The organism is Devosia sp. 63-57 (assembly GCF_001899045.1).
Lineage (GTDB): Bacteria > Pseudomonadota > Alphaproteobacteria > Rhizobiales > Devosiaceae > Devosia > Devosia equisanguinis.
Genome location: NZ_MKUY01000004.1, coordinates 398,438 through 412,691 on the forward strand (window position 1 = coordinate 398,438; position 14,254 = coordinate 412,691).

Consider the following 14,254-nt stretch of genomic DNA (forward strand, 5'->3'; position numbering starts at 1 on the left):
CGGAATTGTCCGCACTTTCCACCATCAAGGGCGTGTTGCCCGCGCTTGTCACGCCGTTCGACGAAAACGAGAATTTTGACGAGGGGCGCATGCGCGCCATCGTCGATTTTCTCATCGGGCGGGGCGTCGACGGGCTCTATGTGACCGGCAGCACCGGCGAAGCCTTCATGATGTCTCCCGATGAGCGCAAGCGGGTGCTCGAGGTGGTGACCGATGAGGTCAAGGGCCGGGTGCCTGTGATCGCCCATATCGGCGCGATCAGCACGCATCTGTCTATCGACCTCGCCCGGCACGCCGAAAAGGTGGGCGCCGATGCCCTGTCCTCGGTGCCGCCCTTCTATTGGGGCTTTTCGCAGGACCAGGTCGTCTCCTACTACACCGACATCACGGCTTCGACCGGCCTTCCGATGTGCGCCTATAACGTGCCGCTGGCAGGCTTGTTCGGCTTCGACATGATCAAGCGGCTGGCCGAGATCCCGGGCGTCGAAGGCATCAAGTATACTGCGCCCACCCATCACGACATCATGCGGATCAAGGCCGAGATCGGCAGCGACTTCGTCATCTATTCTGGTGCCGACGAGATGGCCATGTCCGGCCTGGCCTTCGGTGCGGATGGCATTATCGGCAGCTTCTACAACGCCATTCCCGAGATCTACCTGGCGCTCTATGCGGCGGTTAAGGCGGGCGACATGGCCAAGGCCAAGGCGCTGCAGGAAGTGGGCAATGCCATCATCTTCTTCACCCTGCCGCGCAGTCCGATTGCGGCGATCAAGCGGGCCATGGCCTGGCAGGGCGCCGATGCCGGCTATTGCCGCAAGCCCTTCGGCAATTTCTACAGCGCCGCCGAGGAAGAAAGCCTCAAGGCCGAATTCCGTGCCTTCAAGGCGGAACGCGGCCTTACCGGCGTCAACTTCCTCGACGCCATCTAGCTGAGGGCGGCGCGGACTTCGGTTCGCGCCGCATCCACAAGGCTTCGCGCCGTGTCGTGGAAGAGGGCTTCGCGCTGTGCGGTGCTGAGGCCCAACTGGCGGGCACCGCGCTTCATGGCGCGCAATTGTTCGTAGCGGATATAGGTCATGCGGCCGTCGCAATGGCCGAGCGAAAGCTGGTGATTGGTTTCGGCGAGGAAAGCCCAGGCAAAGCCGAAGGCGATGTATTTGCCGCGCATTGGGCCGATCATATCGTCGCTGCCATACATGACGCGGTCGACGCCGACGCCATTGTAAAGCGCATCGAGCGCATCGGCTTCGCAGACGGTGGAGGTGTCGTACCAGACATTGGGCAGGCCGCGCAGGCTCGCAGCGGCTTTCTCGATGGCCCAGGCGGAATAGGAGCGGGCGCAATGGGCAAGTATCCAGCGCACGCGCGGATATTTTTCGCTGAGGCGCAGAATATCCGCGATGTTTTCCGGGTCGGAAATGGCCCGGCGCTTGGAGAGATGCATCATGACGATGAGGCCGAGGCGGTCGGCGAGGGCAATTTGATGCTCGGGCAGGAAGTCGGTAATCCGGGCCTCGGCCCGATCTTCGTTGGTCGCATAGACCAAATAGGGTTTGAGGCCAATGGCGCCGGTGCGCCTGAGGGTGGCAAGGATTTCGGCCTCGCTCATGCCGGGATGGACCAGCATCAGGGCGGCAGAATCCATGCTTCTGGCGGCTTCCGCAGCGACATAGATGTTTGAGGCGTCGAAATCGCACTGGCCGGCAAAAGGGAAGGGGAAGGCGAGGCGCTCGACTTGTCGGCCGGGCAGGAGAGCGGCATCGATCTCGTCGGCGAGCTGGGTCGTCACTTCGGGGAAATAGCGGCCGATGCTGGGCGCATAGGGGCCCGTCTCCTTGTCGGGATTGTGGTTGAAGGCCCAGCGGTAGATGTGGGTATGCACGTCGAAGACGCGGCCCGGCACGAAGTTCTCCAGTTCCTCCGCCCAGATGCACTTGTCGAGATCGGTGGGTGTAAAATCGTACATGGCGGCGCTCCCTTTTGTCTTGAACTATCATGTTACACTGATAACAATATAACCCAAGCGCAAGGGAGGATTTCGTGGGGGCGGGACAGGAACTCTGGAAGAAGGCCAAAGGGTTGATCCCTGGTGGCAACATGCTTTTGTCAAAGCGGCCGGAAATGTTCCTGCCGGAGCAATGGCCGGCCTATTTCAGCAAGGCCAAGGGGTGCCGCGTCTGGGATCTCGACGGGCGCGAATTGATCGACATGACGATCATGGGCGTCGGCGCCAATACGCTCGGCTATGGGGACGAGCGCGTCGATGCGGCGGTGGTCGCGACCGTGGCACAGGGCAATATGTCGACGCTCAATGCGCCTGAAGAGGTGGAATTGGCAGAGCGGTTGGTGGCGATGCACCCTTGGGCCGAGATGGCGCGCTTTGCGCGCACCGGCGGCGAGGCTAATGCGGTGGCCATCCGGATTGCCCGCGCGGCCTCAGGCCGGGATGGCGTGGCCATTTGCGGCTATCACGGCTGGCACGACTGGTATCTGGCATCCAATCTCGGCGAGGACGATAGCCTGGCCGGGCATCTCCTGCCGGGGCTCGACCCGCAAGGGGTGCCGCGGAACCTGCGCGGCACGGTGTTTCCGTTTGGCTTCAATGACATTGCCGCGCTCGAGGCATTGATCGCGACCGGGAAAATCGGCGTGATCATGATGGAGGTGGCGCGCACCTTTGATCCGTCGCCCGATTTCCTGCGGAAGGTGCGGGAGTTGGCTAAGGCGCATGGCATCGTGCTGATTTTCGACGAATGCACCTCCGGCTTTCGCCAGAGTTTTGGCGGTCTGCACACGCTTTATGGTGTCGACCCCGACATGGCGGTGTTTGGCAAGGCGCTGGGCAATGGCTATGCGGTGACCGCCGTTATCGGCCGGCGCGCGGTGATGGAAGCAGCGCAGAACAGCTTTATCAGCTCGACCTTCTGGACCGAGCGGATCGGCTCTGCGGCCGCACTGGCGACGCTCGATGTCATGGAGCAAACCCAGTCCTGGGAGGTCATTACCGGGATCGGCGTGGATATCACCCAGCGCTGGCGGGAGTTGGCGGCAAAGCATGGGCTTGAAATCTCAACAGCCGGTCTACCGGCCCTGACCGGGTTTGCGTTCAAGGGGGCGAATGCCGCCGCCTACAAGACGCTGATCAGCCAGGAAATGCTTGAGAGGGGCTACCTGGCTGCCACCAGCGTCTATACCTGCCTCGCCCACACTCCCGATATCGTCGATGGCTATTTCTACGCTCTCGACCCCATCTTTGCCCTCATTGCGGAGTGCGAAGCAGGGCGGGATGTCAGTTCGCTTTTGCGTGGCCCGATCTGCCACGCCGGTTTCAAACGTCTCAATTAGGACCTGTCATGACTCTCGTTCTCAAGGCACGGCCGGTTGATGCCGCGGCGCTCGCTCCTTATGCAACCGTGCTTCAGGCCGCAGATGGCAAGGCGCGAGCTTTTCCAGAGGTGATGGAAAAGGGCGACGTTCCAGGGGCGCATGCCTTTACGATTCTGTGTCCGCAGCCGGTGAATGGAGCGGTGCGGGTTGCCGCGCTCGAGCGACATCCGCATTCGACACAGAGTTTTGTGCCGATCAAGGCTGGGCGCTGGCTCATTCTCGTCGCGCCCAAGACCGCCAATGGCGGGCCGAATTTGGGTGGGGCGCTCGCCTTTGTCGCCGGGCCTGAGGATGCAATATGCATCGGGCAGGATGTGTGGCACGCGGGGCTGACGGTTCTCGATCAACCGGCGCAGTTCGGCATGATCATGTGGAAGGCTGAGAGCGCCGAGGATGGGGTGCTTTGGCAACTCGATGAAGCAGTTGGGGTGGAGTTTTAGGACTTGTTCCTCCAGCTGCTTCGCGACATGAATTGCTACCGCTTGATGGTAGTATAGCGGATTGCCGCCTGCGCGTGTTATCGCCGCAACTTGGCGACATATCTCGAGATGTCGTGATCGCAGTCGAAAGAGTGTCACATTTGGGGGGTGATCGTCTCCCCGTGTCCGCTTCCGGGCGGCCGCGCAGGTTCGACCAATGACTGGAATGGGGCGCGCTTCGGCCCGGCAGTTCCCGACCCCATTGCGGTCCCAGGACGAGCCTTCGCAACAGCCCGAAAGCGGACGTTGCTTTGATCCTTGGCCACCGACAAGACTGGTGTGATTGCGGACAGGCCGCTTCAGAAGCTTGGGACGAGGAAGCAGACGGCGCACCATGTCGCCCTAGAATTCAGGTTGAGTTGTCCAAAGCCCGTCAAGGTTCCTTTGCTCCTGCCAGCCACGATATCGGGAGATCATCGGCTGGTAATGCTCGGGAATGTCCCAATCGGGAGCGCCGCTAAGAGCATACGCCATGCCCTCTCGAAACCACGTTGGATGTGACATGGTCTCCACCGCCCCGTACCTGTCAAACTGCAGCCAATGGATGAGCTCGTGGCGAATGATATAGTCCTGCCAGTCGGGACCAGAAATCACCGCTCCCAGCCAAGGAAAGGAAATCGCGCGTTCGCGGTCACCGCCGAAGCTCTTATAACATTCGGAAGTGCTGCATAAAACCAACGTAAGCGGAGGTACTGTCTGTCCCGTTAACACTTCTACCTCTCGGACTGCGGCGCGCACCAAGTCCTGAGCCCGTTGGAGATCCTCTGCATCTTCAACGCAAGTTCGCTCAAGGCAAGACAGACCCAAGATTTGAGGTGCTGCCAGCCGGAGCGGTTTGGCGAGTGTAGCTGTGACGGTCGCCGCCAGAAGCACGGTCGCGCTAACCCCAAGCAAAAATCTCCTTTTTGACATAGATTTTCCTTCTACCCCGGGATTCAGTGTGGAAAAAACCAATCATAGAAGATCATCTTGTTTCAAACGTCCCCTATAATTGAAGCAAGTCAGGATGCGCAGCGATATCAGGTTTGCATGACCAGTTAGGCGTCGGCGCGCGTGTTGAAGTGCGCGGACCATCGTCTGCTCACAAGCTACGAGGCATAAGAGCTGCCTGTCTCCTTCCCACCCCATTTCAGACTTTCGCCGCAGGTCGGCTGTCGTTCCGCTTGCCTTAGACAATGCCGAACTCTGTCATAGTTGGATCAGAATTTCCCAGTCACTACAGTGCCCATTTATGTCGCAGCGGGCGCGCCATTTCTTTTTCACCACCACATTTCCTGCGCTGGCGCTACGGTTTGGCAGTGGCGCGATTGCGCATTGTTGGGTTCTTAAGTCAGTCCTTTATCGTGTCTCGGCCGTTAGCCACCAGGGCCGCATCGGGACGGGCGAGGGTGACGAGGGTGAGGCCGGCATTTGTGGCGCGCTGGACGGCGAGGCTGGTGGGGGCGGAGATGGTGACCAGCATCGGGCAGCCGGCGCGGACGGTTTTTTCCACTAGCTCATAGGAGCATCGGGCCGAGAGCAGGATGAAGCCGCTGGCCGGGTCGATCTTGGCGCGGGCCATGGCGCCCAAGAGTTTGTCGAGCGCATTGTGGCGGCCGACATCCTCGCGCACGAGGGCGATCGTGCCATCCGGCAGGCAGAAGGCAGCGGCATGCACGGCGCCGGTGAGGCGGCTGAGGGGCTGATGTTCGGGCAGAGTGGCAAGGGCGCTGGCAATGGCGGCGCGGGTAGTGTTTATCCGCGCGGTGAGCTTGGGCAATGGCCGCAGCACCTCGGCGATATTGTCGATGCCGCAAAGCCCGCAGGAGCTTTCGCCCACGCGCTTGCGGGCCCGCGCCAAGGCCTTCTGCATGCCCTCCGTCGGTAGCGTTAGCCGGGCGACAAAGCCGCCCTCGACCTCGGAAATGACCAGCCCGGTCAGCTCATCGGCACGCGTAATCAACCCCTCGGACAGGGCGAAGCCGGTGATGTAATCCTTGAGATCGACCGGGGTCGCCATCATCACCGCATAGCCGATGCCGCCTATATCGATGGCAATGGGCGCTTCGACCGGCACGGCGCGCCTGGTCTCTTCATCGCCCAAAACGCCCAGCCCCAGGCGCAGGACGTCGATATCCTCCGTCGCGCCCGTAGATGGCATCAGCGGACCACGCGCACCGGGATGGATTTTGCCGCCGGCGTGCCGCTGATGCGGTCGTAATAGTCGAGCGGCAGCAGCGGATTGAGCTCGGGATAATAGCCGGCCACCGAACCGCGCGGCATGGGATAATCGAGCACGGTCAATGCATCGACGCGGCGCGAAATGCCGTCGTGAAAGATGGTCTCGAGGCTGATCTTCTGGCCTGCTTCCAGCCCGCGTTCGGCACGGTCCTCGGCGTTCATGAACAGCACCATGCGGTCATTGTAGACGCCGCGATAGCGGTCGGAATTGGAATAGATGGTGGTGTTGAACTGGTCGTGGCTCCTTACGGTGGCCAGGCGCAGCATGTCCTTGTCCTCGACCGGTGCATCGACATGCAGCCCCTCGAACACCAGGAAATTGGCCTTGCCATTGGCGGTCTTCCAGACGCGGCGGCGCGAGGGCACGTCGAGGTGGAAGCCGCGCGGATTTTTGAGCTTGTCGTTGAAGTCCGAATAGATGGCCGGATAGACCTCGGCGATCTTGTCGCGGATGGCGGCGTAGTCATGGATATAGCGGGCCCAATCGACCTTGCTGTCGGGCAGGGTGGCCATGGCCATGCGGCAGACGATTTCGGTTTCGGGCAGCAGGTGTTCGCTGGCCGGTTCCAGCACGCCGCGCGAGGGCGTCACATTGCTCATCGCGTCCTCGATGGTGACCACCTGCTCGCCGAGCCGGGTGCGCACATGTTCGGAGCGCGCCACCACCGGCAGGATCAGCGCGTCCTGCCCATGCACCAGATGGCCGCGATTGAGTTTTGTGGCGATCCCTACGGTCAGCGCCAGCTTGCGCATGGCCGCATAGGCTTCGTTGGTGTCGGGCACGGCGCGGACGAAATTGCCGCCTAGACCGATGAAGACCTTGGCCTCGCCGCGCTTCATCGCCTCGACCGATTCCACAGCGTGGTGGCCGTGTTCGCGCGGCGGCTCGAAGCCGAAAACCTCACGGACGCGGTCGAGATATTCGGCTGCGGGCTTTTCATCGACGCCGACGGTACGGTCACCCTGGACGTTGGAGTGGCCGCGAATGGGGGCGATCCCCGCGCCCGGCTTGCCGATATTGCCCTTCAGGAGCAGCAGCGCCGCCAGTTGCTGGAGCAGGCGCGAGCCCTGCTGATGCTGAGTCAGGCCCATGCCGTAGCAGATGATAGTGGCCTTGGAGCGGATATAGATATCGGCGACGCGGCGGATCTGCTCTTCGCTGATACCGGAGACCGCGACCAGTTCGGGCCAGTCATGCTGCAGCACATCAGCGCGCAGCGCCGCGAGTCCGGCTGTGTGTTCGGCGATGAAGGCCTGGTCGAGCACATCTTCGCCTGCCGCCTCGCGCTCGAACATCACCTTCATCATGCCCTTGAGCAGGGCCAGGTCGCCGCCGATCTTGATGTGGACGAATTCGCTGGCAATGGGCGTCGAGCCGAAGGTGGCCATCTGCACCACGTCCTGCGGCTCGGTGAATTTGAGCAGCGCCCGCTCGGGCATGGGATTGACCGCGACGATGGGGATGCCGCGCTTTCGGGCCTCGACCAGATTGGTCATCATGCGCGGCGAATTGGTGCCGGTATTCTGCCCGATGATGAAGATGGCCTCGGCTTCTTCGAAATCCTTGAGCACCACCGAACCCTTGCCAATGCCCAGTACCGGCGGCAGGCCGCGGCTGGTCGGTTCGTGGCACATATTGGAGCAATCGGGGAAATTATTGGTGCCGAATTCGCGCACGAAGATCGAATAGAGGAAGGCCGCCTCGTTGGGCGTGCGGCCGGAGGTGTAGAACTCCGCCTGGTTGGGGTTGTCGAGCGCCCGCAGATGCTTGCCGATCAGCGCAAAGGCCTCGTCCCAGGAGCAGGGGACGTAATGGTCGGTCGCGGCGTCATAGCGCATGGGCTCGGTCAACCGGCCCTGCATTTCGAGCCAGTAATCGGATTGCTCCATGAGGTCGGAAACGCTGTGCTCGGCGAAGAAGTCGCGGCTCACGCGTGCGCGGGTGGCTTCATGGGCCAGCGCCTTGGCGCCGTTTTCGCAGAATTCGAGCTTCTTGCGCTCGTCGGCATCGGGGAAGGCGCAGGAGGGACATTTGAAGCCGCCGGGCTGGTTCATGTCCAGCAGTGCCCGCGAGCCCTTGGTGATGACGCTCTGTTCCATCAGCACCCTGGCGGTAGCCGCCGCCGCACCCCAGCCGCCGGCCGGATGCGTATAGGTCTGGTAGCGGGGTTGCTTGTCGCTCATGGGGCATCCTCCAACTGGGCGCGAAGTGATCGGCGGCTCGGCACGCCGATTCTGACGGGCATTCACCTGTCGCACAAGGCTAAACACGCCGTGTGGTAGAAGCGCGCAAAGTCTACCTGAGTTTCAAATAATCTCGGCTCAGGGCTGGCGGAGCTGGTCGAGCAGTTTGAGGCCAAGGCGCAGGCTGGCGCCGGTATTGACCAGCATCTGGGGCAGGGTCAGCCATTCGAGCGTCCAGGCGGCGCCGGAGCGCTCATATTCATGCACCATCGCCTGTTGCAGATTGGCGGAGAGGCCGGCATTGGCGCGGGCCAGGGCGACCAGCACCTCGGCATTGACCGGATTGGCCTTGTGGGCCATGGCCGAGGAGCCGCCGCCGCCTTCGAGCTTGATTGCCGCGACTTCGTTCTGCGCCAGAAGCGCGAGGTCGGCGCCGATCTTGCCTAGCGTGCCGGAGATCAGGGCTAGAAGGGCGCCAAGTGCGACAATGGGGTCGCGGGTGGTATGCCAGGGAGCGGCCAGGCCAAGATCGAGACGGTGCGCCAGGTGCTCGGCGATGGCGTCGCCCCGCCCGGCAAAGCTCGAGCGATCGCCCACCGGTCCGCCGAGCTGCACGACGAGCAGGCTCCGGCGCATGGCGGCCAGGGCGCGCAGATGTCGCTGCAGCGGTTCGGACCAGGATGCGAGCTTGGCGTCCCAGGTGGTGGGCAGGGCCACCTGCATGCGGGTATGGGCCATGAGCGCGCGGCCGGACCAGTCATAGGCCAGCCGGTCGAGCCGGGCGAGCAGCGCGTCAAGGCGGATTTCATAGAGATCGAAGATCGGCACCAGTTGCAGCATCAGTGCCGTGTCGATGATGTCCTGGCTGGTGGCGCCCTTGTGGAGAGCAGCGCCATGCGGCTCGGGCACGCGGGCCCGCAACTGCTTGACCAGCGCTGGGATCACCACGCCGTCCTGGGCCATGCCGGCCTCGAGCGCCGCGAAGTCCGGGGTAAAGCCATCGATGGCGGTGGCAATAGCGGCTGCGGCGTCGGGTGAAATCCAGCCGGCATCGGCGGAGGCGTCGGCGAGCGCCCGCTCGACCCGCAGCATGGCGGCGATCTCTGCGGCGTCGGAGAGCAGGGCTTGGATGTCGGCATCGCCCGCAAGGGCGGAGAGCAGGGTCATGACGGTCTCTTAGATCATGTCAGGGCATGGGCTGTGAAGCAGACTCGATCCAGCGGCACCGGCCCTTTTTGGGGGAGCACGCCATCGGCTGCCCTTCCCGCCATCCCACTATCCGCCTTAACCCTCGGGCTTGACCCGAGGGCTCTGCTCTTAAAGTGCCTGATTGGCGAGGCCCCTCGGGTCAAGCCCGAGGGTGACGACCAGAGTTTATGGGATGGTCGGCGTTCATGCATGGTCGGCGTTCAATGCATGCGGTCTCGCCCTAGAAATCAAAAAACACCGTTTCCTTGTCACCCTGCAGATGGATGTCGAGGGTGTAGGTCGAGCCGTCGCGTTTCGCGATCAGGGTCTCGCGGCGGCGCGGGTCCATGATCTTGTTGAGCACGAAATCGGCGGCATTGGCCTCGGCTTCGTCGGCGAAATAGAGCCGGGTCTGCAGGCCGATATTGATGCCGCGCGCCACGATCCACAGCGAAACATGCGGCGCCTGCGGCTTGCCGTCCGGACCGTCGACGCGGCCGGGCTTAATGGTTTCGAAGCTGAAGGTGCCGTCGGGCCGGGTCGGCTGGCGGCCCCAGCCGGTAAAGGCGGGGACGGAGTTGGAATTGGGGGCCATGGGCGCGACGAAGCTGCCGGTGCTGTCGGCCTGCCAGAGCTCGAGCACCGCGTCATTGACCGGCGCGCCGGAGCCGTCGATGACCCGGCCGGTAATGGTGATGCGCTCGCCCTTGGCTTCGGGCGTCAGCATGGTGATGCCGGGATCGGCGTCGATCACGCCAGTGATCCCGCAGAAATTCGGGGTCATGCCGATATGCACATAGGGGCCGGCGGTCTGGGACGGCGATTCCTTGAGCACGGGAACGGGGTGCAGTTTCATCAATTCCCCTCCAGCTTGTTTTCGAACATGGTCGAGCGGCGGCCGCGCAACACGATGTCGAAGCGATAGGTGAGCGCATCCATGGGCACGGTGTTCTGCCGGTCGAGCCGGGCAATCAACTGATCGATGGCCGCTTTGTCGGGAATGGTGCCGACGATGGGGCATTGCCAGATCATCGGATCGCCCTCGAAATACATCTGGGTGATCAGCCGCTGCGCGAAGGCGTGGCCGAAAACCGAGAAGTGGATATGGGCCGGGCGCCAGTCATTGCCGCCATTGGGCCAGGGATAGGCGCCGGGCTTGACGGTGCGGAAGTGGTAGAAGCCGTTTTCGTCGGTGATCGAGCGGCCGAAACCGCCGAAATTGGGATCGAGGGCGGCGACGTAGCCTTCCTTCTTGTGGCGATAGCGGCCGCCGGCATTGGCCTGCCAATATTCCACCAGCGTATGGGGCACGGGCCGCGCATTCTCGTCGAGCACCTGGCCATAGACGATCATGCGCTGGCCGATGGCCTCGGTGCCGTCCTGACTGAAATTGCGGATGAGATCATTGTCGAGTTCGCCCAGCTTTTCGTGGCCGAAAGTGGGGCCGCTCATTTCCGACTTGGTGGGTCCCAGCGCCAGCAGGCTGTGCTTGGGGGCGCGGAAGGTCGAGCTCTTGTAGCCCGGCGTATCGGCGGGGGGGTGCCAGGCGCGATCGCGCTGGAACAGCACGCCATCGGCTCCGGGTAGAATGATGCCGCTCATTGTGCTGCCTCCTGACGCTTGGCGAGTTCCTGCTTGGCGATTTTGAAGGCGCTATTGGCCGCCGGGACGCCGGCATAGACGGCCACATGCAGCAGCGCTTCCTTGATATCGGCCGGCGTGGCGCCGGTATTGAGCGTGGCGCGCACATGCATGGCGAATTCCTCCTCGTGGCCCAGCCCGGCCAGGAGGGCGAGGGTGACCAGCGAGCGCTCGCGCTTGCTGAGGCCGGGTCGCGACCATACCGACCCCCAGGCGCCTTCAGTGATGAAGGTCTGGAAATCGGCGTCGAATTCGGTGGTGCGCGCGGTGGCATTGTCGACATGGGCGTCGCCCAGCACCGCGCGGCGGGTCGCCATGCCCTGCGCGAAAAGGCTGTCTTCAGCCATTGATGGCCTCCTTGAGAAACTGCCGCATCAGCGCCGCGAGCTTTTCCGGCTGCTCGATGGATGGAAGATGGCCCGCACCAGGCAGGATTTCGAACCGCGCTCCGGGAATGGCATCGGCGCAGCTGCGCACCAGCTCCACCGGGGTCGAGCCGTCCTCGGCGCCGGCCACCACCAGGGTGGGCGTGGCAATGGCGCCGATGCTGTCGCGCAGATCGGTGTCGCGCAAAGTGGCGCAGGTGGCGGCATAGCCAGCCGGGTCGGTGCGCAGGAAGAGGTTTTTCCAGCCGGCCAATGCCGCGGGCTCATGCTGGCGGAAACCGGGGCTGAACCAGCGCTCCATCACGGCGTCGGCGATGGCGCCCAGTCCCTTGGTCAGCACGGTGTCGGCGCGGGCGTTCCACATGGCATCGTCGCCAACCTTGGCGGCGGTATCGCACAGCACCAGCGCGTTCAACCGTTCGGGATGCTTCAGGGCAAACCCCTGGCTGATCAGCCCGCCGATGGAGACGCCACCGAGGGCGAGGCGCTCGAAGCCGATATGGGCCACGAGACCCTCGAGATCGCGCAGGTGGTCGTCGAGACTGTAGTCGCCGGGCGGGCTGTCGCTGAGCCCATGGCCGCGCTTGTCATAGGAGAGAATGCGGAAGTCGCCCGAGAGCTGGTCGATCACGCCATCCCAGATACGGGCATCGGTGCCCAGCGAATTGACCAGCACCAGACCAGGCGCGCCGACCGGCCCTGCCAGGCGATAATGCAGCAACACATCATGGATGCGAATGAAGTTCATGGTCCCCTCTTCAGGCCGATTTAAGGGGCTGGTCGCCGCCAAGTAAAATGATTACTCATGACGATAAAATAACTCCGGGCTTATCGAACTCGCCGGTGGCGCCGCGAAAAGCGCTGAATTTGTGACATAGAATAACCGAGGCTGACAATGGCGCCGCGCATTATCGATCCCCGGATCAAGATCCGCCACATCGCCTGCTTTCTGGAAGTGGCGCGGTTGCGCAGTGTGGTCAATGCCGCCGACATGCTCAATATCAGCCAGCCGGCGGCCACCAAAACGATCCAGGAACTCGAGGAGGTGCTGGGTGGAGCGCTGTTCGACCGCAGCCGGCGCCGGCTGGCGCTGACCCCGTTCGGGGAGGTGTTTTACCGTTATGCCTCCACCTCTATTGCCGCGCTGCGACAGGGGATCGATGCGGCGCGTGGTGGCGAGGAGGCGGCGGTGGTCAAGATCGGCGCGCTGCCATCGGTATCGGCGCGCATCCTGCCCGAGGCGGTGCGCAAATTCTTCAAGGCCGAGCCGGGGATCAATAGTCGCATCGTCACCGGACCCAATTCCTACCTCTTGTCGCTGCTGCGTACCGGCGATGTCGATCTGGTCATCGGGCGCATGGCCGAGCCCGATTCCATGCTGGGGCTGAGTTTTGAGCATCTCTATTCCGAGCGTGTGGTGCTGGCGGTGCGCCCCGACCATCCCCTGCTGGGGGAGCGCGAATTCAACCTGGGCATGATCGACGGCTATCAGCGGCTGATGCCGACGCCCGGCTCGGTGATCCGGCCCCTGGTGCAGCGCATGCTGGTTGCCTATGGCATTGGCGGCCAGCACGAGGAGGTCGAGACGGTCTCCAACGCCTTTGGCAGGGCCTATATCAGGCAGAGCGATGCGGTGTGGTTCATCTCCGAGGGTGTAGTGGCCGACGATGTGGCCGAAAATTATCTCTATCTCCTGCCCGTCGACATGAGCGAGACGCAGGGGCCGGTCGGCTTTACCACCCGCGCCGACACCGTGCCTGGTTTTGCCACCACCGCCTTCATGCAGACGGTGCGCGAAGTGTCGGAAAATATGCGCGGCGCCGGGCCGGTCGCGTCGGCTGCGGGCGATTGAGCTAGGCGCGGCTCATCTGCTGGCGGAACTTTGCCGGTGACATGCCGAGCATGCGGGTGACGAAGCGGGTGAAATAGGCGGGGTCATCATAACCCAGTTCGGCACCGATTTCCTTGATGGAAAGGGTCGAAAATAACAATTGCCGCCGCGCCTCGAGCGCGATGCGTCGCTCGATGATCGCCAGCGCCGAAGCGCCCAGAGCCTGCCGGCAGATGCGATTGAGATGGGTGGGGCTCACCCCCAGCGTCTCGGCATAATCGGTGATGCGGCGGCTGCTGCGGAAGCGCTCATCTACCAATTGCCGAAAGGCGGCCGCATGCAGCCGCGTCCGGTCCGGTGGGATTTCGCTGGCCACCGCCTGGCTATGGGCCCGGTGCAGCGCCAGCAGCAGCAGCGAGAGATGGGCGCGCATCGCCAGGTCGTGGCGTTCACCGGGATGGTCGGCCTCATCGACCAGCCGGGCCATGGCCTCGCGCACCACGCCGCCGCCGGAGCGAATGATTGAGGGATGCGCGAAGCCGAGATCCAGCGCCCGCACATCGCGCTCGAACAGCGTCAGCACCACGCCATCGACATCCTCGGAAAAGGTGTAGCCATGGACCACCAAGGCGGGGACCACCACCAGCGCCCCCGGCGTCAGGCGAAATTCGGCGCCGTCCAGCGTGACGCGGGCAGTGCCCTGGGTCAGCGCCAGCACCTGGAACAGGTGCTCGTGCCGATGCGGGGCAATGCGAAAGCCGTGCAGGCGGCTGCGCGCCGGAATGGTCTCCCAGTGCAGCCAGTCCTGCGTGCTGTCCTGTTCGCCATAGAGGGCATAGGTGGGGATCATCTTCATGTTCGGATAGTGCAAGCGATTGACGTGGCTGTCCATTCACCAATTGGGCTGAGATGCGCATGCTGGGGGAGAAATGGGGGAG

The 14,254-nt window shown here is 63.1% G+C and carries 13 protein-coding genes; 4 read left to right on the plus strand and 9 right to left on the minus strand.

The features are described from left to right. The first annotated feature begins 5 nt into the window (after positions 1-5). Entirely contained in the window at positions 6-929 is a 924-nt protein-coding gene (locus tag BGO80_RS07110) for a dihydrodipicolinate synthase family protein (RefSeq protein ID WP_286720420.1), read from the plus strand. On the opposite strand, the gene BGO80_RS07115 is transcribed toward BGO80_RS07110, so the two are convergent. Further along, positions 926-1,966 (minus strand): amidohydrolase family protein, encoded by a 1,041-nt coding sequence (locus BGO80_RS07115; protein WP_286720422.1) that lies wholly within the window; start codon positions 1,964-1,966, stop codon positions 926-928. The genes BGO80_RS07110 and BGO80_RS07115 overlap by 4 nt on opposite strands. Before the next feature lie 131 nt (positions 1,967-2,097). On the opposite strand from BGO80_RS07115, the gene BGO80_RS07120 reads away from it, so the two are divergent. Beyond that, a complete protein-coding gene (locus BGO80_RS07120) occupies positions 2,098-3,345 on the plus strand; it encodes an aminotransferase class III-fold pyridoxal phosphate-dependent enzyme (protein ID WP_286720424.1) in 1,248 nt (415 codons plus the stop codon). A gap of 8 nt (positions 3,346-3,353) precedes the next feature. Beyond that, positions 3,354-3,827 carry an ureidoglycolate lyase gene (locus tag BGO80_RS07125; RefSeq protein ID WP_286720426.1) on the plus strand — a complete coding sequence of 158 codons (474 nt, stop codon included), beginning with the start codon at positions 3,354-3,356 and terminating at the stop codon, positions 3,825-3,827. A 1,369-nt stretch (positions 3,828-5,196) separates the two neighbouring features. On the opposite strand, the gene fdhD is transcribed toward BGO80_RS07125, so the two are convergent. From fdhD to pcaD, 7 genes are all read right to left on the minus strand, one after another. Continuing rightward, complete coding sequence (gene fdhD / locus BGO80_RS07130) at positions 5,197-6,006, minus strand: formate dehydrogenase accessory sulfurtransferase FdhD (protein WP_286720428.1); 810 nt, start codon at positions 6,004-6,006, stop codon at positions 5,197-5,199. Beyond that, positions 6,006-8,270, minus strand: coding sequence for an FdhF/YdeP family oxidoreductase (locus BGO80_RS07135; RefSeq protein ID WP_286720430.1), 2,265 nt, complete (start codon positions 8,268-8,270; stop codon positions 6,006-6,008). The genes fdhD and BGO80_RS07135 overlap by 1 nt, the downstream gene beginning before the upstream one ends. Positions 8,271-8,408: 138 nt before the next feature. Next, the gene (locus BGO80_RS07140) at positions 8,409-9,437 is read right to left on the minus strand and encodes a 3-carboxy-cis,cis-muconate cycloisomerase (RefSeq protein ID WP_286720432.1); all 1,029 of its coding nucleotides are present in this window, start codon (positions 9,435-9,437) and stop codon (positions 8,409-8,411) included. 262 nt (positions 9,438-9,699) lie between these two features. Next, positions 9,700-10,308 (minus strand): protocatechuate 3,4-dioxygenase subunit alpha, encoded by a 609-nt coding sequence (gene pcaG, locus BGO80_RS07145; protein WP_502686549.1) that lies wholly within the window; start codon positions 10,306-10,308, stop codon positions 9,700-9,702. 5 nt (positions 10,309-10,313) lie between these two features. Then, positions 10,314-11,060: a protocatechuate 3,4-dioxygenase subunit beta gene (pcaH, locus tag BGO80_RS07150; protein WP_126148701.1), complete on the minus strand. Its 747-nt coding sequence runs from the start codon at positions 11,058-11,060 to the stop codon at positions 10,314-10,316. Then, positions 11,057-11,446: a 4-carboxymuconolactone decarboxylase gene (gene pcaC / locus BGO80_RS07155; protein WP_286720437.1), complete on the minus strand. Its 390-nt coding sequence runs from the start codon at positions 11,444-11,446 to the stop codon at positions 11,057-11,059. Before pcaC ends, pcaH begins: the two co-directional genes overlap by 4 nt. Further along, positions 11,439-12,233 (minus strand): 3-oxoadipate enol-lactonase, encoded by a 795-nt coding sequence (pcaD, locus tag BGO80_RS07160; RefSeq protein ID WP_286720440.1) that lies wholly within the window; start codon positions 12,231-12,233, stop codon positions 11,439-11,441. Before pcaD ends, pcaC begins: the two co-directional genes overlap by 8 nt. Before the next feature lie 159 nt (positions 12,234-12,392). Between pcaD and pcaQ the strand changes: the two genes are divergently transcribed. After that, positions 12,393-13,337 carry a pca operon transcription factor PcaQ gene (gene pcaQ / locus BGO80_RS07165; RefSeq protein ID WP_286720750.1) on the plus strand — a complete coding sequence of 315 codons (945 nt, stop codon included), beginning with the start codon at positions 12,393-12,395 and terminating at the stop codon, positions 13,335-13,337. A 1-nt stretch (position 13,338) separates the two neighbouring features. Here the strand turns inward: pcaQ and BGO80_RS07170 are convergent, their stop codons facing one another. Next, complete coding sequence (locus tag BGO80_RS07170) at positions 13,339-14,208, minus strand: helix-turn-helix domain-containing protein (protein WP_286720442.1); 870 nt, start codon at positions 14,206-14,208, stop codon at positions 13,339-13,341. Positions 14,209-14,254: the final 46 nt, after the last annotated feature.